Below are 22,194 nucleotides of genomic sequence, written 5' to 3' on the forward strand. Positions count from 1 at the left end.
CACCTGCCGGAACAGCGTGCCAACCACCGCCGACTCGGCTACGGTCGATTGGACCTGACACGGGGAGTGGGCAAGTGACGATCGAATTCCGCGACGTGACCAAGCAGTATCCCGATGGGACGGTCGCCGTCGACAAGCTGAACCTGACGGTCGAGGACGGCACGATCACCGTGTTCGTCGGCCCGTCCGGCTGCGGCAAGACGACGTCGCTGCGGATGATCAACCGGATGATCGAGCCCACCGGCGGCCAGGTGCTGCTGGACGGCAAGGACGTCGCCGAGGGCGACCCGGCCCTGCTGCGCCGCGGCATCGGCTACGTCATCCAGCACGCCGGGCTCTTTCCACATAGGACGGTCCTGGACAACATCGCCACCGTGCCCCTGCTGTCCGGCTGGGACAAGGCGAAGGCGCGCAAGCGGGCGGCCGAGCTGCTGGAGACCATCGGCCTGCCGGTCGAGGTCGGCAAGCGGTACCCGGCCCAGCTTTCCGGCGGCCAGCAGCAGCGTGTCGGCGTCGCCCGCGCGCTCGCCGCGGACTCGCCGGTGCTGCTGATGGACGAGCCGTTCTCCGCGGTCGACCCGGTGGTGCGCGAAGGCCTGCAGGACGAGCTGCTGCGGCTGCAGTCGCAGCTGGGCAAGACGATCGTGTTCGTCACGCACGACATCGACGAGGCCGTCCGGCTCGGCGACAAGGTCGCGGTCATGCGCGTCGGCGGCAAGCTTGCCCAGTACGGCACCCCCGCCGACGTGCTGCGCCACCCGGTGGACGACTTCGTCGCGTCGTTCGTCGGCCGTGACCGCGGCTACCGCGGCCTGTCGTTCCTCTCCGCCGACGGCGTCGAGATCAAGGACCTCGAGCTGGTCGAGATCGGCTCTCCGGTCTCCGCGAGCGACGGCTGGCGACTCGTCGTCAACGCCGACAAGCAGCCGCGCGGCTGGCTGCCGCCGAACTCCACAGTGGACGGCGCACTGTCCGAAGACGACCTCGTCGCCGGCGGTTCACTGTGGATCCGCGGCACCCCGATCCGCGGCGCGCTCGACGCCGCGCTGTCGTCGCCCGCCAGCCTCGGCGTGGTCGTCGACGACGACCACCGCGTGCTCGGCGGGGTGCTCGCTCGTCAAGTGCTCGATGTGATCGAGGCGACCCCGCAGGCGTCATGAACTTCTTCGACGAGCTCGGGCGGTACCTGGGCAGCGGCAACAACCGCGAGCAGATCCTCGGCGACCTCGGTGACCACGTCTACCTCGCGCTGCTGCCGCTGGTCATCGGCGTCGTGCTGGCGATCGCGGCCGGCTGGCTCGGGCACCGCTGGGCGCCCGCGCGGTCGGTGCTCATGGTGCTGGCCAACCTGCTCTACACGATCCCGTCGCTCGCGCTGTTCGTCGTCATCCCCGGCTTGATCGGGTCGAAGATCCTGGACAGCACCAACGTCGTCGTCGCGCTGACGATCTACACCACGGCGCTGCTGGTGCGCCCGGTGCTCGACGCGCTGGACGCGGTGCCGCCGTCGGTGATCGCCGCCGCGACCGCCGTCGGCTACAAGCCGGTGCGCAAGTTCTTCGCCGTCGAGCTGCCGCTGTCGGTCCCGGTGCTCGCGGCCGGCGTGCGGGTGGCGTCGGTGAGCAACATCAGCCTGGTGAGCGTCGGCGCGCTGATCGGCACCGGCGGCCTCGGTGTGCTGTTCACCGACGGCTTCCAGCGTGAGTACTTCTCGCCGATCGTCGTCGGCATCGTGCTGACCCTGGTGCTCGCCCTGGTCGTCGACCTGCTGCTCGTCGGCCTGCGGAACCTGCTGACACCCTGGGAACGCGCCGGGAACACGGGGGTGGCCGTCGCATGATCACCGATCTCTTCCACTGGTTCGGCGACCCGGCCCACTGGTCCGGCCCGGACGGCATCCCGCAGCGGTTGCTGGAGCACCTCGGTTACACGGTGCTGGCGCTGGTGATCGCCTTGGTGATCGCCGTCCCGTTGGGACTGTTCGTCGGCCACACCGGACGTGGCGGCGTCGCGCTGGTGAGTGCCGGCAACGCGATCCGTGCCCTGCCTACGCTGGGTCTCGTCACGTTCCTGTTCCTGCTCTTCACCGAGAGCGTCACCGCGACGATCATCGGCCTGGTCGTGCTGGCCGTGCCGCCGATCCTGGCCGGCACGTACGCCGGGCTGCAGGCGACCGACCACGGCGTCGTCGACGCCGCCCAGGGCATCGGGATGACCGGCTGGCAACGGCTCTGGAAGGTCGAGGTGCCGATCTCCCTGCCGCTGGTGCTGGGTGGCATCCGCAATGCCGTGCTGCAGCTCGTGGCGACCGCCGCCGTGGCCGCGTACGTCGGACTCGGTGGCCTGGGGCGGTTCCTGCTCGACGGGCTGGCCATTTTGGACTACTCCGAGGTGATCGCCGGCGCGCTGTTGACCACACTGCTGGCGATCGTGCTCGACGTCCTGTTCGCGCTGCTGAACCGCGCGCTGGTCCCCAAGGGGGTCCGGCTGGCGACGGCGGCGGCGACCGGCAAGAAGGTGGCGGCATGAAACGGCTGGCCGGTCTGATCGCCGTCGCGGTCTTGGTCGCGGGCTGCGGCAACCCGCTCGCCGGTGGTGGTGAGGGCGGCTCGAACGGCGACATCATCATCGGCGCGTCCGACGTCGGGGAAAGCCTGCTGCTGGCCCAGATCTACGCCGGGGCGCTGAAGAACGCGGGCGCGGAGAACGTCACCGTGCGGCCGCCGGTGGGCAGCCGCGAGGTCGTCGTCAAGGCGCTGCAGGACAAGTCGCTGTCGGTCGTGCCGGACTACAGCGGGAACCTGTTGCGGTACTTCGACAAGGACACCCAGGCGACCACGCCGCAGGACGTCTACGCGCAGCTGAAGCAGAAGGTGCCGGCCGGGTTCGAGGTGCTGGACCAGGCGCCCGCCGAAGACAAGGACCTGCTGGTCGTCGGGCCGCAGCTGGCGTCTTCCGGCGTGAAGACGGTCTCCGACCTGGGAAAGCGCTGCGGCGAACTCGTGTTCGGCGGGCCGGGCCAGTGGAGCAGCCGCTGGAAGGACAAGATCAAGACGCTCTACGGCTGCGAGTTCAAGGAGATCCGGACCACCGACACCGGCGGCCCGGTGACGGTGGCGGCGCTCAAGTCCGGCGACGTCCAGGTGGCGGACCTGTTCAGCACGTCGTCCACCATCAAGGCGAACGGCTTCGTCCCGCTCACCGACGACAAGAACATGTTCCCGGCGCAGAACATCGTGCCGCTCATCGCGAAGGGGACGCTGTCGGAGCAGGAAGCCGCGGCGCTGAACCGGGTGTCGGCGGCGCTGACCACCGACCAGCTCACCCAGCTGAACGTGGAGTTCACCGAGGAGAAGCGCAACCCCCTCGACATCGCCGAGGACTTCCTGGCCCGCAACAACCTCAAGACCTAGCCATCGCCGCCTCACGGACGTCGTGGAGGTGGATGAGCAGGTCGTAGGACCGCGCGAGCGCGATGTCCGCCGGGTCGACGGGGAACGCCGTCCCGATGTCGTACGTCGGCCGGGCGACGTCCAGCCACGCGCGGGCGGCGGCCGGCGCGGACCGCATGTCGAGGTAGTAGTCCTGGTAGCGGACCTGGTCGAGGGTGTCCTCGTTCGATCCGGGCCCGGCGGCGCCGACGGTGAACTTCTGCCAGGTACCGGCTTCGTCCTGCGACAGGAACGAACCGCGGTCGAAGGTGAAGCCCGTGGCGACGTAGTTCGCGCCGAGCGTGTCGCGCAGGAACGAGCCCTGCGTCTTGGGGTACCGCCCGGGATCACCGGAGACGTAGCCGACGTGGCCGTTGTGCGCGGACAGCAGGATCTTGGCGCCGGTGTGCCGCTGCCACCAGACGACGTTCTGCGCCATCACCTCGTCGCGGAAGCGCTGGGACGTCGCCACCGAGGCCGGATCGGCGAGGTCGATCGTGAGGAACTTCGCGGTCTGCGCGATGGACCGGGCGTCCTGCGCCACCCAGTCGTCGCCGAAGCTCTGCACCAGATCGACGGCCTCCTGGGCCTGGGCCGCGAGCCGCTGCCGCTCCGCGAGCGGCTTGGCGAGGTAGGCGAAGACGTCGTCGATCGGGCGCAGGCCGGTGTAGAGCTCGTTCAGCCGGGCCAGCGACTCGGGGTGGGTCCGCTGGACGTAGCCGGTCACCCGGCCGAAGAACTCGTCGTCCACCGTCGGCGCGCTGAGGTCGTCGCCGAGGAAGTGGACGGGCCGGGCGGGGTGGTGGCGGTTGTAGTCGCGCATCCACTCGACGAGGTGGACGAACTCCTCGCGGTCCCACGGCGAGCCGGCGAGGGCGGCCTTGGTGATGGTGCGCGCGTCACCGTTTCCGGTCTGGAGGAACTCGTCGATCCGGAGGCCGGCGGACCAGCTCATTTCGAGCGCGAAGGTGGTGAAGCCCTTCTCCTCGACGAGGTAGCGGAAGAGCCGTTCCTTCATGGCGAAGAACTCGTGGGAGCCATGGGTCGCTTCGCCGAGGCCGGTCACCTGGGCGTCGCCGATCATCGCGCCGAGGGCCCGCAGGTCGGCGGTGTCGCAGCCGGGTTCGGTGGTGCGCAACGGATGCGCCGCCTGCGTCAGCGCGCGGACGGGGTCCGGCTGGGCCGCGTCGGCGGTCGCGGGGGCGAGGAGCGTGACGATGGCCGCGGCGGCGAGGACGGCTGTGGTTTTCTTGGTCATGACACGGATCCTGGCCGGGGCCCGGGCTCCGCACCCTGGGGCGGGCCGCCGGCTTGGGGGTAGCGCAGGCGCTACCCCCGGGTCAGTGCTCGAGGGCCAGCCGGACGCCGAGGCCGATGAAGATGCCGCCGGTGGCGACTTCGAGGCGTTGCCGGGCCTTGCGCTTGCGGCGCAGCCAGCCACCGATGCGGCCGGCGAGGACACCGACGGCGCCGTCGACGAGGAACTCGAACACGATCATGATCGCGCCGAGGATCGCGAACTGCAGCCCGACGCGCCCGAGAGCGGGGTCGACGAACTGGGGGAGGAACGCGATGGTGAAGGTGACCATCTTCGGGTTCAGGAGGTTGGTCAGCAGTCCCGAGAGGTAGGCGCGTTCGGTGCCGGGGACGGTGTCGCCGGGGATGGCCTTGCGCTTGCGGATGGCCTGGACGCCGAGGTGGATGAGGTAAGCGGCGCCGACGACCCGCACGACGGTGAAGGCCACGGGCACGGCGGCGAACAAGGCGGCGAGCCCGGCCGCCGCCACGGCGACGTGGATCGCCTCACTGGTGGCGACCCCGGCGGTGGCGAGCAGCCCGGCCCGCGGCCCACCGCGCATGCCGCAGCCGAGGACGAACAGCATGTCCGGCCCCGGCACGACCATCGCGATCATGGTGGTGGCGATGAAGGCCGGCAAGAGGTGCGGGTCGACGGGCATGACCCGATCCTCACACGCGGCCCGCGCCCGGCGAACCCCTTTTCCGCGGAGCTCGGCCCCCCAAAGCAGCCCCCACCCTCTCCGGGGGACCGGCCCCGCTTCCAGCGTATCGGGGGTGTCCGACGGAATGCCGGAAACCGCCTCGGCCCGGCCTGGTTGTCCACAGTGCCGCCGGGCTGTGGACAACCGGGGCCGTCAGGCGCGCAAGGCGGCCGCCACCTGGCCCGCGGCCTCGATGCCCTCCTCCGGGGGCTCCTCCGGCAACGGCAGCAGCACCACCGAGCCGCTGCCGGCTTCGTGCAGCGCGCGGACCCGCGCCACGCACGACGGCAGATCGCCGCACACGGCCAGTTGCTCTATCCACTCCGGACGCAGGCCCGCCGCCAGTTCGTCCACTGTGGACGCCGAGTCCACCAGGGCCAGCAGCTCGTCGGCGAACGGCAGGCCTTCCACCTGCACCCGTGCTCCCGGCGTGAGCGACTCCGCCACCGTCAGCCGGGCTCGCTCGGGGTCGCCCAGGGCCAGCCAGTTGTACGTCACCACCGTGTGGTTCGCCGGGGCGCCCGCCACCGAACGCCCGGGTGCGATGGCCGCCAGGGCCGAGCGGACGTACTCCGGCGGGGACGGCTCGGCCAGGATTGTGCCGTCCGCCGTGGCGCCCGCGATCGCCAGGGACTTCGGGCGGCGCACGCCCGCCACCAGCGGCGGCGGCGAGGCCGGTGGGAACACCAGCTCCACCTCCTCCAGCGAGACGTGCCGGCCGGACACCGAGACGCGGTCGCCCGCCAGCAGGCGCCGGACCGCGGCGAGCGTCTCCTCCAGCGCCGCCAGCGGGGACGCCGGGTACGCGCCGATCTGCTTCATCCACGACGGGACGCCGTGGCCGAAGCCCGCGATCAGCCGGCCCGGGTGCAGCTCCGCCAGCGCCGCGAGCTCCATCGCCGCGATCGCCGGGTTGCGCGCCACCACCGGCATGACGCCGATGCCGACCTTGATCGTCGACGTCGTCGCCAGGGCCGTGGCGACCGTCGCGATCCCGGCCGCCCAGAAGCAGTCCTCGACCAGCCACAGCTCGTCGAGCCCGGCCGCCTCGGCCTGCTGCGCCAGCTCGCGCAGCCGGGACGGCGGCTGCTCGCGGTTGATCCGGACACCGACCGACGAACGGGGTGCGTACATGCGTGCGGGCTCCTTGTTCAGATCCGGGAAAAGGCCGGCGCGTACTCGAACGCGCCTTGCTGCGTTGCGTTGTACTCCGCGAGCGGGCGGGCCTGGAAGTGCTCGGCCCACCCCGGCTCCGGCGGCGTGACGCCGAGCGTCGAGGCCAGCACGAACCCGAAGCGCGCGTAGTACACCGGCGAGCCGAGCAGGACGACGAGGCCGTAGCCCAGGGCGTCGGCCGCGCCGAGGACCGTGTGCACCAGCGCCGAGCCGACGCCGGTCCGGTGGTGCGCGGGCAGCACCCCGAGCGGGCCGAGGCCGACCGAGACGCCGGTGTCGTCGCCGAGCCGCGCCGGGCTGCAGCAGACGTGCCCGACGACCTCGCCGTCGCGGACCGCGACGAACGACAGCGCGCCGATCAGGTCGCCGTCGGCGCGCAGGTCGTCGACGAGCGGGGCTTCGAGGGGAGTCACGCCCGGCTCGCGGCGGAAGGCTTCCGAGTGCACGACGTGCACGGCGGTCCGGTCGTCGGGGGTTTCGCGGCGGATGAGCATGGCCGTCAGCATGCCCGGAGACGGGCGTCGCGGCGAAGCCGTTTTCCGGGCCGACTTTGGTAGGGGACCGTTCGAGTGGTTCAAAACCGGACAAACAGGTCGATCTTCCTATCTCGACCGGGGTCGACCTACAGTTCGAGCACCTTCACCCCTGCCCAGAAGGGACAGATCCGTGCGGAGCTCTCGGGGAATCTTCAGCAGAATCGGTGTGGTGGCGGCGGTCTCGGCGTTGACCGTCCTCGGCGGCAACGCCGTCGCGACCGCTAGGGAAGGCACGATCGCCGGCGCCGGCAGCGCCGACGCCGTCAAGGACAGCTACATCGTCGTCCTCAAGGGCGGCACGGCCCAGAGCGTCACCGGCCGGCACGGCGGCACCGTCGAGCGGACGTTCTCGGCGGCCTTGCGCGGCTTCACCGCCACGATGTCCGAGACGCAGGCGAAGCGCGTCGCAGCCGATCCCGATGTGTCCATTGTGGAGCAGAACCGGGTCGTGCGGGCCAGCGCCGACCAGCTGAACCCGCCGTCGTGGGGCCTGGACCGGGTCGACCAGCGGAACCTGCCGCTGGACCAGAAGTACAGCTACAGCACCACCGCGGCGAACGTGCACGCGTACGTCATCGACACGGGCATCAACCTGACGCACAGCACCTTCGGCGGGCGCGCGACGTCGGGTTACGACTTCGTCGACAACGACAGCAACGCCACCGACTGCCAGGGCCACGGCACGCACGTCGCCGGCACCATCGGCGGCTCGCAGTACGGCCTGGCCAAGGAGGTCAAGCTGGTCGGCGTGCGGGTGCTGAACTGCAGCGGCTCCGGCACGACCGCGGGCGTGATCTCCGGCGTCGACTGGGTGACGGCCAACGCGATCAAACCCGCCGTGGCCAACATGAGCCTCGGTGGCGGCGCGTCGAGCACCCTGGACGCCGCCGTGCAGCGCTCGATCGCCTCGGGCGTCACCTACGGTCTCGCCGCCGGCAACGACAACGGCGCCAACGCGTGCAACGGCTCCCCGGGCCGCGTCGCGACGGGCATCACGGTCGGCGCGACGACGTCCACCGACGCCCGCGCCAGCTACTCGAACATCGGCACCTGCCTCGACATCTTCGCGCCGGGCAGCGGCATCACGTCGTCGTGGATCGGCAGCACCACCGCCACGAACACGATCAGCGGCACGTCGATGGCGACCCCGCACGTCGTCGGCGCGGCGGCGCTGTACCTGGCCGCCAACCCGGGCGCGACGCCGCAGCAGGTCCGCGACGCGCTCGTCGCGAACGGCACCACCGGCAAGGTGACCAGCCCGGGCACGGGCTCGCCGAACGTCCTGCTCTACACGGGCACCGGCACGACCCCGCCGCCGACCTGCGGCACCGTCACCAACGGCACCGACGTCGCCATCCCCGACCGCGGTGCGGCGGTGACCAGCAGCGTGAGCGTCTCGGGCTGCGCGCGCAACGCGTCGGCGACCACGGCGGTGGAGGTCCACATCGTCCACACCTACGTCGGCGACCTGGTGATCGACCTGGTCGCGCCGGACGGTTCGGCGTACCGGCTGAAGAACTCCGGCAGTGACTCGTCCGACGACATCAACACGACCTACAGCGCGAACGTCGCCGGCGAGGCCGCGAACGGCACCTGGACGTTGCGCGTCCAGGACGTCGCCTCGGCCGACACCGGGCGCATCGACACCTGGTCGCTGACCGTCTGAAAATCACCCGGCTGCCGGTCCCGACCGGCAGCCGGGCCCCGGGCGGATCCCTAGAATCGGCGCGAGGCCGTTGTTCGAGGGGGACGTGATGGGGATTCGGGAACTGGTCGACCGCGTGGTCAAGCGGAACAACCAGGGGATCGTCGCGGTGCAGGTCCCGGCCGCCGATCCGGGCGGCGAACCGCCGCTCGAGTTCGTGCCCGGCCACGTCTACCTTGAAGTGCGGCTGCAGCAGATGTGGCTCACCCGGGCGCGTGAGCTGTGGCGCGAGTACCTGCCCTTCGGCACGATCGTCACCGAGTTCGTCCACAAGGGGAAACCGGTCGCGGTGCCCACGGTGCTCAGCAGCGCCGAACTCTCCCGGCGGTTCCAGGTGACCGGCGCCGACGACGCCGTCGAGGTCGGCAACGTCCGCGTCGCCGGGCCGGTGCCCTACGAGGGTGACGATTTCAGCCTGCTCGTCGCGTTGTTCCGGGCCAAGACCACCGACTGGATCGCGCGTTCGCTGAAGGTCGTCGAGGACGTCGCCGCGGCGGTCGGGTTCGGCGGGCTCGCCGGCGCCGTACCGCTGGCGTCGTCGCTGATCCGCGGCATCGAGTCCTTTCTCGAGTCGCCGGACGTCGAACTGCGCGTCGGCGCCTACCGGTCGTGGCAGCACGGCGGTCCGGGCGGGCTCGTGCCGCTGCACTTCTGCGTCATGCGCCGGCCGCACACGGAGACGACCAAAGAGGACCTGGCCGCGCTGCGCGTCTCCGAGGGCAGACTGCACCGGCTCGGGCCCGACGGCGTCACGCTGGAGCCGTACACCGAGCACGACTTCATCCTGGTCAGCGTCGAGGCGAAGCGGGAACGCGACGACTACCGCAAGCTCGCCTTCTACCCGCTGTGGGAGCGGACGAAGGAACAGGTCATCGCGGGTGACCTCGGGCCCGCGCAGCGCACCTGGCGGCAGACGGCGGGGGCGATCTTCTCCGACGACCTGACCCGCCCCCAGCAGGAGACGCTGTTCACCGAGTACCAGCGGCTCTACGCCGAGCTGGTCGACCGGTTCTCGAACCTCGAACTGGCGGACCTGCGCGGCCACCGGCCGGGTGGCGGGCCGCCGCCCGAACTGCACCTCGTCGACGATCCGGCCACCCTCCTCCGGTCGGTGCGGGCGTGAGCGACGCCCGGCTGTTCGCGCTGATCCAGCACGCCCACCGGCTGCTCGGCGCCGGCCGGCACCAGGACGCCTACGCGGCCCTGCTCGGCGGCCTGGAGCTGGCGGAGGCCGAGCGCGACGAACGGCTCGCGGTGTTCGCCTTCTACCGGCTGCTCGGCCAGGCCGCCCGGCTGGCGCGGCAGTTCGACGACGCCCGGCAGGCGTACGTGTTCGCCTACCGGGTCGCCGAGGAGCTGGGCGACCTCAACGCCGTCAGCGCCGCCCTCGAAGGGCTCGGGCTGGTCGAGATGGCCGACGAGCGGCTGGCCGAAGCCGACGAGTACCTGGCCGAGGCGGTGAAGGCGGCCAAGGCGTCCGGGAACGCCGACGGGTACCGCGCCACGCTGCAGAACCACGCGCTGATCCGGTCCCGGCGCAACGACCCGAGCGCCCTCGAGCTGTACGAAGAGGCCCTCGCGGTCCCCGGCGAGAACCCGGTCCTGCGGGCGATCGCCCTGGACAACCTCGGCGAGGAGCTGCACCGGCAGGGCCGGTTCGGGGAGGCGGTCGAGCGGACGCGGGAGGCCGTGGCGCTGTTCCGGTCGGCGGACGCCGGGTACGACGAGTTCAAGGCGCTGCGCAACCTTTCGATCCGCGCTCGGCTGACCGATCGCGACGCGGCCGCGCGGGCGTTCGTCGAGGCACACGACCTGATCCACCGGCTGCACGCCGACGTCGACGTCGAGCACTACACCACCGCCCACGCCGCGCGCGTCGCGGAGATCGAGCGGCAGACCGCCGCCAAGTTCACCGCCGAGCACCCGGAAGCCGACGCCGCGCTCGAGATCGGTCTCTTCGCGAAGTCCGCCGAAGACGCGGTGGACGAGGGCGAGCGGGCCCTGATGCGGCACGAGTACGCGACCGCCGAGCGCCTGCTCCGCCAGTCCGAAGCGGCCTGGGAGCACCTCGCGGCGCACCACTGCCTGCCGCGGGTGTGGAACAGCCTCGGTTACCTCTACATGGAGACCGGCGAGCACGAAACGGCCTGGCGGTACCTGGAACGGGCCAAGCTCCGGGCGAATCAGCTCGGCGACCCCGACCGGGAACTCGCCGCGCTGATCAACCAGTGCAGCCTGATGGTGCGCTTCGAGGGCTTTTCGGAGACGGAGGTGCTCGAACGCCTGGCCCGGGCCCGGGCACTGCAGGCCTTCGTGCGCGACCGGCGCTGGGAACGGCTGGGCAGGCCCGACCTCTCGGAGGACCAGCGGGAGGCGCTCGCCGCCGTCGGCGACATGGGCATCCTGGACGGCCTCGCCGCCCGGATCGCCGGCGAACACGACGCCGCCGACCTGGAGGAACACTACCTGCGGCGGTTCGTGGAAGCCGGGCAGTCGATGGCCGGCGACCTTCCGGGGCGGCTCGCCGGGCGCCGGGCCCGGTTGATGGAATTCCTGGCGCGGCAAGGGAAAGACGACGAAGCCGCGGAGATCGCCACCCAGCTCGAGGTCTCGCTGGTGGGCAACCCGGACGTCGCGCTTTCGTTCGTCGTCAACACCAAGCTCGGTGAACTGGCCGTCCGGAAAGGACAGTCGACCGAGGCGACACTCGAGCGGCTGGAGCGGGCTTGCGCGGCCTACGCGCTTCTGCGCCGGGAAGCGGTCGACGTCGGGGAGGTCGGCCGGTTCGCCGTGTACGCCGAGCCGCCGTACGGCCCGGCCGTCGAGCTCGCGATCGCGCTCGGCCAGGCCGAGCGGGCGTTCGAACTGCTGCAGTCCGCGAAATCCCGGGCGCTGCTCGACGCCGTGCGCGACCGGCCGCCGGTCACCGAGGGCGAGGATCCGCTGCTGGCCGAGGAAGCGGAGCTGTGGCAGCAGCTCGTCCGGCTGCGGACGCGGTCGTTCGGGGACACCGGGCTGTCCCCGCGGGAACGGGCCGTCCGGATCGTCGGCGCCGACCAGGAGATCGAGAGCGTCCGGACCCGGATCGAAGACGTCTGGGACCGGCTCGCCGGCAGCCACCCCGGCGTCCGGCTGCACCGGATGGCGACGCCGTCGACCGGCCCGGACGTCCGGTCGCTGCTTTCGCTGCGCGGCGAGCGGACGCTGCTGGAGTTCTTCACGGGTGAAAAGGGCATCTACGTCTTCACCGTGACGGGCACCGGGATCGACGTCCGGCTGGTCGTCGAGACGGCCGACCCGGACCTCGCCGATTTCGCCCGGCTGCTGGACGACGACGACCCCGGCAGCCTCGACCGGCTGCTCGCGCAGCCGGTGTACCGGCGGCTCGCCCGGCTCGTCGGCGACGTGCGCACCGAGGTGTACGTCGCGCCGTACGGTCCGCTGCACCTGGCGTCGCTGCACCTCGTGCCCGGGGAAGACGGTGCCGGCGAGCCCCGCCCGGGGACGTTCGTGGTGCCCAGCGCGTCCCTGCTGCGCGCGGCGCACCGCGGGTCGTGGCTGCGGCGGGAGTCGCTGGTCATCGGCGGTGACCCGCTCGGCGATCTGCCGTTCGCGCGGGCCGAAGCGGCCGGGGTCGCGGCCCGGCTGGGCGGCGAGGCCCGCCACGGCGGCGACCTCACCTTCGACTGGCTCGCCGGCGCCCTCGACGGCACCACCCGGCTCGTGCACCTGGCCTGCCACGCCGTGTTCGACGACGCCCGCCCGGAACGGTCGGGGCTGCTGCTCGCCGGCGCCGACGGCGACCCGGACCAGGTCACGCTGCCGCGGCTCGCGGCACTCGACTGGTCGGGTGCGCTCGTCGTGCTCGGGTCCTGTCAGAGCGGTAAGCACCGGGTCCGCAGCGGCGACGAGCTCACCGGCATCGCGAGCACGTTGCTCGCCGCCGGGGCGACGGCGCTGGTCACCACCTTCCGCCCGGTGCCGGACCTGGCGACCGCGGTGCTGATGCTGTGGTTCCACGACCGCCTGAGCGGCACCGACTGGTCGCTGGAAGCGGTCAGCGTGGCGCTCACCGACGCGCAGCGCCGGGTCGCGGGCGCGAGCTCACGGGACGTCGTGGGCTGGGTCGTCGAGAGCGTCGCCGCCGGGACACTGGATCTGACGCTGGCTTTCGCGCTGCTTTCGGCGGCGCACCGCGCGGCCGGGAACATCGACGAGTTCGTCGCCTGCAAACACCGGTGGCAGCAACTGCTCGGCGGCGACACCGAAGGCGCCTTCGAGGAGGTCGCCCGCCAGCGCGCGGCGGGCCCGGACTACGCGGCGCAGCCGTTCCGGGCGGCCGGCAACTGGGCCCCGTTCTCCATCACCTCGGGCGGCTGACGCGGCTCCGGCCGGACGAAGAAGGCCCCCGCACCGAACAGTGCGGGGGCCTTCTTCGTGGTCAAGCGATCAGTCGAACGCCTTCGAGATCAGCGCCTTCTGCTCCACCTCGTGGACCTTCGACGAGCCGGCCGACGGCGCCGCCATCGGGCGACGCGACACGACCTGCAGGCCCGAGAGCACCTCCGGGAACTTCCGCGGCAGGTTCAGGCCGAAGAACGGCCACCCGCCCTGGTTCTCCGGCTCCTCCTGGACCCACGCGACCTGCGTCGCGTTGGTGTAGCGCTCCAGCGCCGCCAGCAGCTTCTTCTTCGGCAGCGGGTAGTACTGCTCGATCCGCACGATCGCGACGTCGTCCGCCTCGCGCTTCGTCCGCTCCGCCACCAGCTCCCAGTACAGCTTTCCGGAGGTCAGCAGCACCTTGCGGACCTTCGCCGGGTCCGGCGTCACGTCGTCGATGACGGACATGAACCGGGACTGGCCGGTGAAGTCGGCGGTCGCCGAGGTCGCGGCCTTGTTGCGCAGCATCGACTTCGGCGTGAAGACGACCAGCGGGCGCTGGATCCCGTCGAGGGCGTGCCGGCGCAGCAGGTGGAAGTAGTTCGCCGGGGTGGAGGGCACCGCGACGGTCATCGAGCCTTCGGCGCACAGCGCCAGGAAGCGCTCGATGCGCCCGGAGGTGTGGTCCGGGCCCTGGCCCTCGTGGCCGTGCGGCAGCAGCAGCACGACGTCGGAGCGCTGGCCCCACTTCGCCTCGCCCGAGGAGATGTACTCGTCGATGACGGTCTGCGCGCCGTTGACGAAGTCACCGAACTGCGCTTCCCACATCACGAGCGCTTCGGAGTTCGCCACCGAGTAGCCGTACTCGAAACCGACGGCCGCGTATTCCGACAGCGCCGAGTCGTAGATCATCACGCGGCCCTGGCCGTCGGCCAGGTTCTGCAGCGGCGAGTACTCCTGGCCGGTCTTGCGGTCGATGAAGACCGAGTGCCGCTGGGTGAACGTGCCGCGCCGCGAGTCCTGGCCGGACAGCCGGATGAGCCGGCCTTCCAGCGCGAGGGACCCGAACGCGAGCAGCTCGCCGAACGCCCAGTCGATGTCGCCTTCGCGGGACATCTTGTGGCGGCGCTCCATGACCGGCTTGACCCGCGGGTGCGGCGTGAAGCCCTCCGGCACGTTCACGAACGCGTCGCCGATGTGCTCCAGCGTCTCGCTGCTGATCGACGTCGTGACCTTCGCCGGGACCTGCTGCTCCTCCTCGACCGAGGGGCTCGCCTTCGCCGGGTGCTTCTCCAGCTCGCGGACCTCGTTGAAGACGTGCTCCAGCTGGCTCGAGAAGTCGCGCAGCGCGGCCTCGGCCTCCTCGACGGAGATGTCGCCGCGGCCGATCAGCGACTCGGTGTAGCCCTTCCGGACCGAGCGCTTCGTGTCGATGATGTCGTACATCGCCGGCTGCGTCATCGAGGGGTCGTCGCCCTCGTTGTGGCCGCGGCGGCGGTAGCAGATCAGGTCGATCACGACGTCCTTGTGGAACGCCTGCCGGTACTCGACGGCCAGCTGGGCGACCCAGTGCGCGGCCTCCGGGTCGTCACCGTTCACGTGGAAGATCGGCGAGCCGATCATCTTCGCGACGTCGGTGGCGTACTGGCTGGAACGCGAGTGCTCCGGCGCGGTGGTGAAGCCGACCTGGTTGTTGACGATCACGTGCACGGTGCCGCCGGTGCGGTACCCGCGCAGCAGCGACAGGTTCAGCGTCTCGGCGACGACGCCCTGGCCCGCGAAGGCCGCGTCGCCGTGCATCAGGACCGGCAGCACGGTGTAGCCCTCGCCGCCCTTGTCCAGGAGGTCCTGCTTCGCGCGGACGATGCCCTCGAGCACCGGGTCCACGGTCTCCAGGTGCGACGGGTTCGCCGTCAGCGAGACCTTCGTCTCGCCGTCGCCGAACATCCGGAAGTACTTGCCCTCGGCACCGAGGTGGTACTTCACGTCGCCGGAGCCGTGCGCCTGGCCCGGGTCGAGGTTGCCCTCGAACTCCTGGAAGATCTGCGAGATCGGCTTGCCGACGATGTTGGCCAGCACGTTGAGCCGGCCGCGGTGCGGCATGCCGATGACGACCTCGTCGAGCTCGTGCTCGGCGGCCTTGTCCAGCAGCGTGTCGAGCAGCGGGATCGCCGTCTCGCCGCCTTCGAGCGAGAACCGCTTCTGGCCGACGTACTTGGTCTGCAGGAACGTCTCGAACGCCTCGGCGGCGTTCAGCTTCGAGAGCACGTACTTCTGGACCGCGGGGTCCGGCTTCTCGTGCGGGATCTCGACGCGCTCCTGGATCCAGCGGCGCTCCTCGGGGTCGAGGATGTGCGTGTACTCGATGCCGACCGTGCGGCAGTACGAGTTGCGCAGCACGCCGAGGATGTCGCGCAGCTTCATCCGCTCCTGGCCGGCGAAGCCGCCGACCGGGAACTCGCGGTCCAGATCCCACAGCGTGAGGCCGTGGCTCAGCACGTCGAGGTCGGCGTGGCTGCGCTGGCGGTAGTTCAGCGGGTCCGTGTCGGCCATCAGGTGACCGCGCATCCGGAACGCGTCGATCAGCTCGATCACGCGGGCGGTCTTGTCGACCGGGCCCTCGGGGATGTCGGCGACCCAGCGGATCGGCTCGTACGGCAGGCGCAGGCTGGTGAAGACGTCGTCGTAGAAGCCGTCTTCGCCGAGCAGCAGCTGGTGGATGCGCTTGAGGAACTCGCCGGACTCCGCGCCCTGGATGATGCGGTGGTCATACGTCGAGGTCAGCGTCATGATCTTGCTGATGCCGAGGTCGACCAGCGTCTTCTCGCTGGTGCCCTCGAACGCCGCCGGGTACTGCATGGCGCCGACGCCGATGATCGCGCCCTGGCCGGCCTGCAGGCGCGGCACCGAGTGGTTGGTGCCGATGCCGCCCGGGTTGGTCAGCGAGATGGTGGTGCCGGCGAAGTCGTCCGCGGTCAGCTTGTTGTTGCGGGCCTTCTTGACGATGTCCTCGTAGGCCTGCCAGAACTGCAGGAACGACATGTCCCCGACGTTCTTGACCGAGGCCACGACGAGGTTGCGGGAACCGTCCTTGCCCTTCATGTCGATGGCGAGCCCGAAGTTGACGTGCTCCGGCGTGATCGCGAACGGCTTGCCGTCGATCTGCTGGTAGTGCCGGTTCAGGTTCGGGTAGTCCTTCAGCGCCCGCACCATGGCGAAGCCGATGAGGTGCGTGAAGGAGATCTTGCCACCGCGGGTGCGCTTGAGGTGGTTGTTGATGACGATGCGGTTGTCGGCCATCAGCTTCGCCGGGACCGCGCGCACGCTGGTCGCGGTCGGGACGGACAGCGACGCGTCCATGTTCTTGGCGATCGCCGCCGCGGCGCCGCGGAGCTGCTTCGACTCCGGCTCGTCCTTGGCCTGCGGCTTCACCTCGGCCTTGGCCGGGCTGGTCGGCGCGGCCTTGGCCGGGCTCGCCGTGCTCGCGGCGTTCGCGGCGGGCTTCGCAGCCGGCTTGGCGGGCGCGGTGGTGGCGGGCTTGGCGCCCGGCGTCGACGTCTGCTTGGCCGCGGACTCCGCGTTCTGCACCGCCTTCGTCGACGGCGCCGTGGCCTGTCCGTTGGTGGCGGGCTTGGCGTCGGCTTGCTGCTGCCGGGCGTTGTCCGCCTTGGTCTGAGCGTTCTGCGTCGGCTTGAAGTCCGCGAAGAAGTCGTGCCACGCGGCATCGACTGAAGATGGGTCAGCGAGGAACTGGTCGTACATCTCTTCGACCAGCCACTCGTTGGGGCCGAACTGTGACGCAGGGCTGCTGCTGGACACGGCTTGGGCTCGCCTCTATCCGTCTCGATCTCGATCTTGGATCCGTTGATGCGCCTACCAGGCTAACCCCCTCGATGAGTGCGATGTGATGGAACCGGCCTGTGTGAGGCGTGGCGCACTAGGGCATCGGTCACTGACACGATCAAGATGTGCTAAGAGAACCTTAAGCAGTGGACCGGGTACAGGGTTTTCGCCAGGGTTGGCGGGCTCGTCGCCGAGCGCTCCGCCGCCGTTCACCCCGGCTGGTTCTGCTGGGTGGATGTGGCTGCTCGAATGTCCGTCGTTCTGGGACTAGGGCCTGGTCAGGCCGCTGGTCACCGAGTCCGGCACGGTCGTGCTGCGGTGCGATTCGTGCGAGGCCGTGTGGCCCACCGTGGCCGATTTCGAGGAGCAGGAGCACGTCGAACCCGGCGAGCCGGACTGGCTGGTCGGCGCGGGCGTGCACGTCCGGCCGGGGACGTTCCGCTGGGCGGGGCGCCCGGACGTCGAGGCCGCGGACTGGGGTCCCTGAAGTGGCGGGCGCTGCCTTAGCCGGCTCTCAGCCGTCCGCGTCGATGGCCCGCGCGAGGTCTTCGGGGAGTTCGTACGGTGGCTCGTGGGGGACCAGTTTCACGGCCTTGTGCAGCTCGTAGTCCCGCAGGTGCTGGTGGATCCGCCGCATCACCGGCGTGACGTCGGTGACAGCGGTGATCCACTCGTCGACGTAGCGGTCGACGGCCTCGCCGCTCAGTCCGACCTGGATCGCCCGGAAGTTCAGCGCCTGGTGGTTGAGGTCACGTTCGGGGTCCCACTGGACGCGCACGGGACTGGTCTTGACCTGTGCTTCCCAGGCCGCCTTGTCCTGGTCGCGGCCGGGGTGGCTCAGCGCCGCGTGGGCCAGGGCCCACTCGAAGCCGTCGCGGGTGATGTCGATCGCCAGGACGACCTCCTGCCCGGGCTTGGTCCCGTAACCGCACCGGTAGGCCATCCACCGGAACGACGGCTTGATCCACGTCATCCGCTCCCGCTTGAACGGCGCGACGAAGGTCTGCTTCGCCAGCGCCGGCTCGGCGATTTCGGGCGAGTAGGCCTGGTAGACCCGGACGGTGGTCTCGGTCTGCACGGCGCGGATCTGCCGGTCGGGCGCCCGCTGTTGTTCGAACATCCCGCCATGCTCCCATCGCCCGCCCACCCCCGCGAGAGACTTTCGGTGCGGAACCCGTACCCGCAGGGTCGGCTCACGTACCCAGGGAGTCGGCTCGCGTACCCAGGGAGTCGGCTCGCGTACCTGGACGGTCGGCTCACGAACCGACTCTCCGGGTACGCGAACCGACTCTCCGGGTACGCGAGCCGACTCTCCGGGTACGTGAGCCGACTGGTCCGGTACGGGTCAGCCGAGGGACCAGAGGCGGGCGTAGAAGCTGTTCGCGGCCAGGAGCTCTTCGTGGGTTCCGGTTTCGACGATCCGGCCGTGGTCGAGGACGACGATGCGGTCGGCGCGGGCCGCCGTCGCGAGGCGGTGGGCGACCACGAACGTCGTGCGGCGGCGGGCCAGGTGTTCCGTCGCGCGCAGGACCGCGGCTTCCGTGGACGGGTCCAGGGCCGCCGTCGCCTCGTCGAGCAGCAGGACGTCCGGGTCCACCAGCTCCGCCCGGGCCAGGGCCACCAGCTGACGCTGCCCCGCCGACAGCGACCGCCCGCGCTCGCCCACCGGCTGCAGGAACCCGGCCGACAGCGCCGCGACGCCGTCGAGCGCGCCCACCGCGCGGACCGCCGCCTCGACCTCGGCGTCCGTCGCCGCCGGGCGGCCGTACCGGACGTTGTCGGCCACCGTGCCCGAGAACAGGTGCGCCTCCTGCGGCACCACGCCCATCCGGTGCCGCAGCCCGGCGAGCTCGTACTCGCGGACGTCGGTGCCGTCGATCCGGACCGTGCCGCCGGTGGCGTCGTAGAAGCGCGCGACCAGCTTCACCGCCGTCGACTTGCCCGCGCCGGTGGCGCCGACCAGTGCGATGGTCTCCCCGGCCGCGACGTCGAGCGAGAACTGCGCCAGCGCCTTCGCGTCCGTGCCCGCGTAGGCGAAGTCGACCTCCTTGAAGCTGACCTCGCCGCGCAGCCGCTCCGGGATGGCCAGCGGGTGTTCCGCCGGCGGGACGGACGTCGGCGTCCGCAGCAGGTCGCCGATCCGGTTCAGGCCGACGCGGGCCTGCTGGTAGCCGTCGAACACCGAGGACAGCTGCTGGATCGGGGAGAAGAACTGCTGCAGGTACAGCAGGAACCCGAGCAGCACGCCGGCCGACAGGGTCCCCGCCGACACGCGGTTCGCGCCCGCGACCAGCACCGTGGTCGTCGCCAGGTCGGACATCAGCGCGACCAGCGGGAAGTACGTCGCCACGTACCGCTGCGCCCGCAGCCGCGAGCGGCGGTAGTCGTCGCTGCGCGAAGCGAACGCCTCGGCGGAGCGGTCTTCGCGGGTGTACGCCTGGGCGACGCGCAGGCCGCTCATGTTCTCCTGCATGTCCGCGTTGACCAGGCTGACGCGCTCGCGGGCCTCGTTGTAGGCCTTCGACGCCGCCCGCCGGAAGATCACCGTCGCGACGGCCAGCACCGGCACCATCGCCAGCGCGTACAGCGCCAGGCCGGCGTCGGTGACCAGCAGCGCCACCGTGATCCCGGCCAGTGTCAGCGCGCTGACCACGGCGGTGGCCAGCCCGGTCTGCAGGAACGTCGAGAGCGCGTCGACGTCCGTCGTCATCCGGGTCATGATCTTCCCGGACAGCTCTCGCTCGTAGTAGTCGAGCCCGAGCCGCTGCAGGTGCGCGTAGCTGCGGACGCGCAGCGCGTACAGCACCGTCTCGCCGACCCGCGACGTCAGCCGGGTCTGCGCGAAGACCACCACCCAGTCGGCCGCGATCACCACGGCGCCGATCCCGGCGGCGAGCCAGATCATCCACTCCACGCCGGTGCGGACGCCGTGGTCGACGCCGAACTGGTACAGCCCCGGCAGCGCGATCGAGGCCAGCGCGTCCGCCGCGACCAGGCCGATCACCACCGCGAGCGGCCAGCGGACCGGCCGCAGCAGGCCCGCCAGCCGGAACCGCGGGTCCGGCGCGGTGACGTCCACATCGGACAGCCGGGGCTCGTCGGTGACCGGGGGCAGCTTCCGGACGCCTTCGATCAGCTCCGGCGTCGGCGGCACGTCGAGACCGCCACCCCCGCCGACGAACCCGCTGCTGTTCGGGTTGCCGCTGCGCTGCTGCGCGGCCTCGGCCAGGTGGTCGACCTCGTCCTTGTCGTCGTCACGCGGCCAGAGCGCCGCCGTGACGCCGGCCGGGCCGCGGTCGAGGCCCTCGCAGCGGACCTTCTCCTCGACGTCGTCACCCGGGCCCGCGACGAGTTCGCGGAACAGCGGGCAGCGCGCCATCAGCTCGGCCTCGGTGCCGACGTCGACGACGTGGCCGTCGTCGAGCACCGCGATCCGGTCGGCCAGCGCGAGGGTGGAGCGCCGGTGCGCGATGAGCAGGGTCGTGCGGCTGGCCGTGACCGAGCGCAGCGTGTCGTGGATCGCCGCTTCGGTGACGGTGTCGATGGCCGACGTCGCGTCGTCGAGGATCAGGATCCGCGGGTCGGTGATCAGCGCCCGCGCCAGCCCGAGCCGTTGCCGCTGGCCACCCGAAAGGGTCAGGCCGCGCTCGCCGACCAGGGTGTCGTAGCCCTCCGGCAGGGCGCGGATGAACTCGTCGGCCTCCGCCGCGCGCGCCGCCGCGACGATCTCGTCGTCCCCGGCGTCGGGCCGGCCGTAGGCGATGTTGTCGCGGATCGACGAGGAGAACAGGAACGCTTCCTCGAACACGACGCCGATCGACTGGCGCAGCTGCCGCAGGGGCACGTCCCGGACGTCGAGCCCGCCGACGCGGATCGCGCCCGCGTGCACGTCGTAGAAGCGGGGCAGCAGCAGCGAGATCGTCGACTTCCCGGACCCGGCGGTGCCGACCAGCGCGAGGGTCTCGCCCGGGTGCGCGGTCACCGAAAGGCCGTCCAGCACCGGTTCGCTGCGGGTGTAGCCGAACCGGACGTCGCTCAGCTCGACGCCGAGCGGGCCCTTCGGCAGCGGCCGTGCGTCGGGGGCGTCGACGACGTCCGGCTGCGCGTCGATCAGCTCGTACACGCGTTCCGCGCCGGCGCGGGTCAGCTGGGCCTGCACGACCAGGCCGGACAGCATCCGGGCCGGGCCGATCAGAGTCGCGAGGTAGGTCGCGAAGGCGAGGAAGGTACCGAGCGTGATCGAGCCGTCCAGCGCGAGGACACCGCCGATGCCGAGCACCGCGACCTGGCCCGCGGCGGGCAACGCCGCGGTCGTGGCCGTCGGCACCGCGGACAGCTTCGCCGCGCGAAGGCGCTCTCCGAACAGCTTGCGCGCCGTCCGCTCCAAGCGGCCGACTTCGCGCGACTCCTGGCCGAAGCCCTTCACGACGCGGACACCGGTGACGGTCTCCTCGACCTGCTGCGCGACGTCCGCCGCGCGCTGCTGCGCCGACCACGTCGCCGGGAACAGCCGCTTGCGGCTGCGGGTCACGACGATGCCCACCGCGGGCGTGACGACCAGCGCGATCAGCGTCAGCACCGGCGACATCCACAGCATCGCCACGAACGACAGCAGCGCGAAGATCACCGAACCGAAGGACAGCGGGATCTGCATCAGGATCCCGGTGACCAGCTGCAGGTCCGAGATCGCGCGCGAGACGACCTGGCCGGTGCGCAGCGCGTCCTGCTTGCCGCCGTCGAGCCGCGACACCGCGTTGAACACCCGCTGCCGCAGGTCGTGCTGGACGTCGAGGGCGAGCTTGCCGCCGAAGTAGCGGCGCAGGAACGCCGTGGCGAACGCGACCAGCTGCAACGCCACCAGGACGACCGCGATCCCCGGCAGGGCGCCGGTCTGACCCGCCACCGCGTCGTCCACCGCCGCGCGCACCAGCAGCGGGCTGGCGGCCTGCACCCCGACGCTGAACACGGCGGCGGCCAGCGACAGCACGACGGTGGCGCGGTGCTCCCACGCCGCGGCGGACAGCCGCCGCACCCAGCCGACGGTCTCGGTGGGTGGGAGCTCTTGACGGAGGCGGGGCGGTGCGGTGCTCACGTAGCAACACTAAGCGTCGCGACCGACAGAA

The 22,194-nt window shown here is 71.3% G+C and carries 15 protein-coding genes; 8 read left to right on the forward strand and 7 right to left on the reverse strand.

Going from position 1 to position 22,194, the window contains the following annotated elements:
• The first annotated feature begins 74 nt into the window (after nucleotides 1-74).
• Genes OG494_RS44570 through OG494_RS44585 form a run of 4 tightly spaced genes read left to right on the forward strand, consistent with a single transcriptional unit; the run spans nucleotide 75 to nucleotide 3,413 of the window.
• Entirely contained in the window at nucleotides 75-1,160 is a 1,086-nt protein-coding gene (locus tag OG494_RS44570; RefSeq protein WP_328449268.1) for an ABC transporter ATP-binding protein, read from the forward strand.
• Nucleotides 1,157-1,840: an ABC transporter permease gene (locus OG494_RS44575; RefSeq protein WP_328449270.1), complete on the forward strand. Its 684-nt coding sequence runs from the start codon at nucleotides 1,157-1,159 to the stop codon at nucleotides 1,838-1,840. Before OG494_RS44570 ends, OG494_RS44575 begins: the two co-directional genes overlap by 4 nt.
• Complete coding sequence (locus OG494_RS44580) at nucleotides 1,837-2,529, forward strand: ABC transporter permease (RefSeq protein WP_328449272.1); 693 nt, start codon at nucleotides 1,837-1,839, stop codon at nucleotides 2,527-2,529. Before OG494_RS44575 ends, OG494_RS44580 begins: the two co-directional genes overlap by 4 nt.
• Complete coding sequence (locus OG494_RS44585) at nucleotides 2,526-3,413, forward strand: ABC transporter substrate-binding protein (RefSeq protein WP_328449274.1); 888 nt, start codon at nucleotides 2,526-2,528, stop codon at nucleotides 3,411-3,413. Before OG494_RS44580 ends, OG494_RS44585 begins: the two co-directional genes overlap by 4 nt.
• Here the strand turns inward: OG494_RS44585 and OG494_RS44590 are convergent.
• The 4 genes from OG494_RS44590 to OG494_RS44605 all read right to left on the reverse strand — a co-directional run bounded on the left by OG494_RS44590 (nucleotide 3,403) and on the right by OG494_RS44605 (nucleotide 7,101).
• A complete protein-coding gene (locus tag OG494_RS44590; RefSeq protein ID WP_328449276.1) occupies nucleotides 3,403-4,689 on the reverse strand; it encodes an erythromycin esterase family protein in 1,287 nt (428 codons plus the stop codon). The two genes, OG494_RS44585 and OG494_RS44590, sit on opposite strands and share 11 nt — an antisense overlap.
• Nucleotides 4,690-4,771: 82 nt before the next feature.
• Nucleotides 4,772-5,389: a LysE family translocator gene (locus tag OG494_RS44595; protein WP_328449278.1), complete on the reverse strand. Its 618-nt coding sequence runs from the start codon at nucleotides 5,387-5,389 to the stop codon at nucleotides 4,772-4,774.
• 195 nt (nucleotides 5,390-5,584) lie between these two features.
• A complete protein-coding gene (locus OG494_RS44600; protein WP_328449280.1) occupies nucleotides 5,585-6,565 on the reverse strand; it encodes an LLM class flavin-dependent oxidoreductase in 981 nt (326 codons plus the stop codon).
• Between the two features lie 17 nt (nucleotides 6,566-6,582).
• Nucleotides 6,583-7,101: a GNAT family N-acetyltransferase gene (locus OG494_RS44605; RefSeq protein WP_328449282.1), complete on the reverse strand. Its 519-nt coding sequence runs from the start codon at nucleotides 7,099-7,101 to the stop codon at nucleotides 6,583-6,585.
• Between the two features lie 202 nt (nucleotides 7,102-7,303).
• Here OG494_RS44605 and OG494_RS44610 point away from each other — a divergent pair, with 202 nt between their 5' ends.
• From OG494_RS44610 to OG494_RS44620, 3 genes are all read left to right on the forward strand, one after another.
• Nucleotides 7,304-8,809, forward strand: a complete 1,506-nt coding sequence (locus tag OG494_RS44610; protein WP_442874534.1) for a S8 family serine peptidase — start codon at nucleotides 7,304-7,306, stop codon at nucleotides 8,807-8,809.
• 88 nt (nucleotides 8,810-8,897) lie between these two features.
• Nucleotides 8,898-9,971: a hypothetical protein gene (locus tag OG494_RS44615; RefSeq protein WP_328449284.1), complete on the forward strand. Its 1,074-nt coding sequence runs from the start codon at nucleotides 8,898-8,900 to the stop codon at nucleotides 9,969-9,971.
• The gene (locus OG494_RS44620) at nucleotides 9,968-13,228 is read left to right on the forward strand and encodes a CHAT domain-containing tetratricopeptide repeat protein (RefSeq protein WP_328449286.1); all 3,261 of its coding nucleotides are present in this window, start codon (nucleotides 9,968-9,970) and stop codon (nucleotides 13,226-13,228) included. The genes OG494_RS44615 and OG494_RS44620 overlap by 4 nt, the downstream gene beginning before the upstream one ends.
• Nucleotides 13,229-13,297: 69 nt before the next feature.
• Here OG494_RS44620 and OG494_RS44625 read toward each other — a convergent pair whose 3' ends face one another.
• Nucleotides 13,298-17,047, reverse strand: coding sequence for a multifunctional oxoglutarate decarboxylase/oxoglutarate dehydrogenase thiamine pyrophosphate-binding subunit/dihydrolipoyllysine-residue succinyltransferase subunit (locus tag OG494_RS44625; RefSeq protein ID WP_328449288.1), 3,750 nt, complete (start codon nucleotides 17,045-17,047; stop codon nucleotides 13,298-13,300).
• 373 nt (nucleotides 17,048-17,420) lie between these two features.
• On the opposite strand from OG494_RS44625, the gene OG494_RS44630 reads away from it, so the two are divergent.
• Nucleotides 17,421-17,558, forward strand: coding sequence for a hypothetical protein (locus tag OG494_RS44630; protein ID WP_328449290.1), 138 nt, complete (start codon nucleotides 17,421-17,423; stop codon nucleotides 17,556-17,558).
• Nucleotides 17,559-17,585: 27 nt separating this feature from the next.
• Here OG494_RS44630 and OG494_RS44635 read toward each other — a convergent pair whose 3' ends face one another.
• Nucleotides 17,586-18,191 carry a DUF4291 domain-containing protein gene (locus tag OG494_RS44635; RefSeq protein ID WP_328449292.1) on the reverse strand — a complete coding sequence of 202 codons (606 nt, stop codon included), beginning with the start codon at nucleotides 18,189-18,191 and terminating at the stop codon, nucleotides 17,586-17,588.
• 225 nt (nucleotides 18,192-18,416) lie between these two features.
• Nucleotides 18,417-22,163 (reverse strand): ABC transporter ATP-binding protein, encoded by a 3,747-nt coding sequence (locus tag OG494_RS44640; protein WP_328449293.1) that lies wholly within the window; start codon nucleotides 22,161-22,163, stop codon nucleotides 18,417-18,419.
• Nucleotides 22,164-22,194: the final 31 nt, after the last annotated feature.

The organism is Amycolatopsis sp. NBC_00438 (assembly GCF_036026695.1).
Lineage (GTDB): Bacteria > Actinomycetota > Actinomycetes > Mycobacteriales > Pseudonocardiaceae > Amycolatopsis.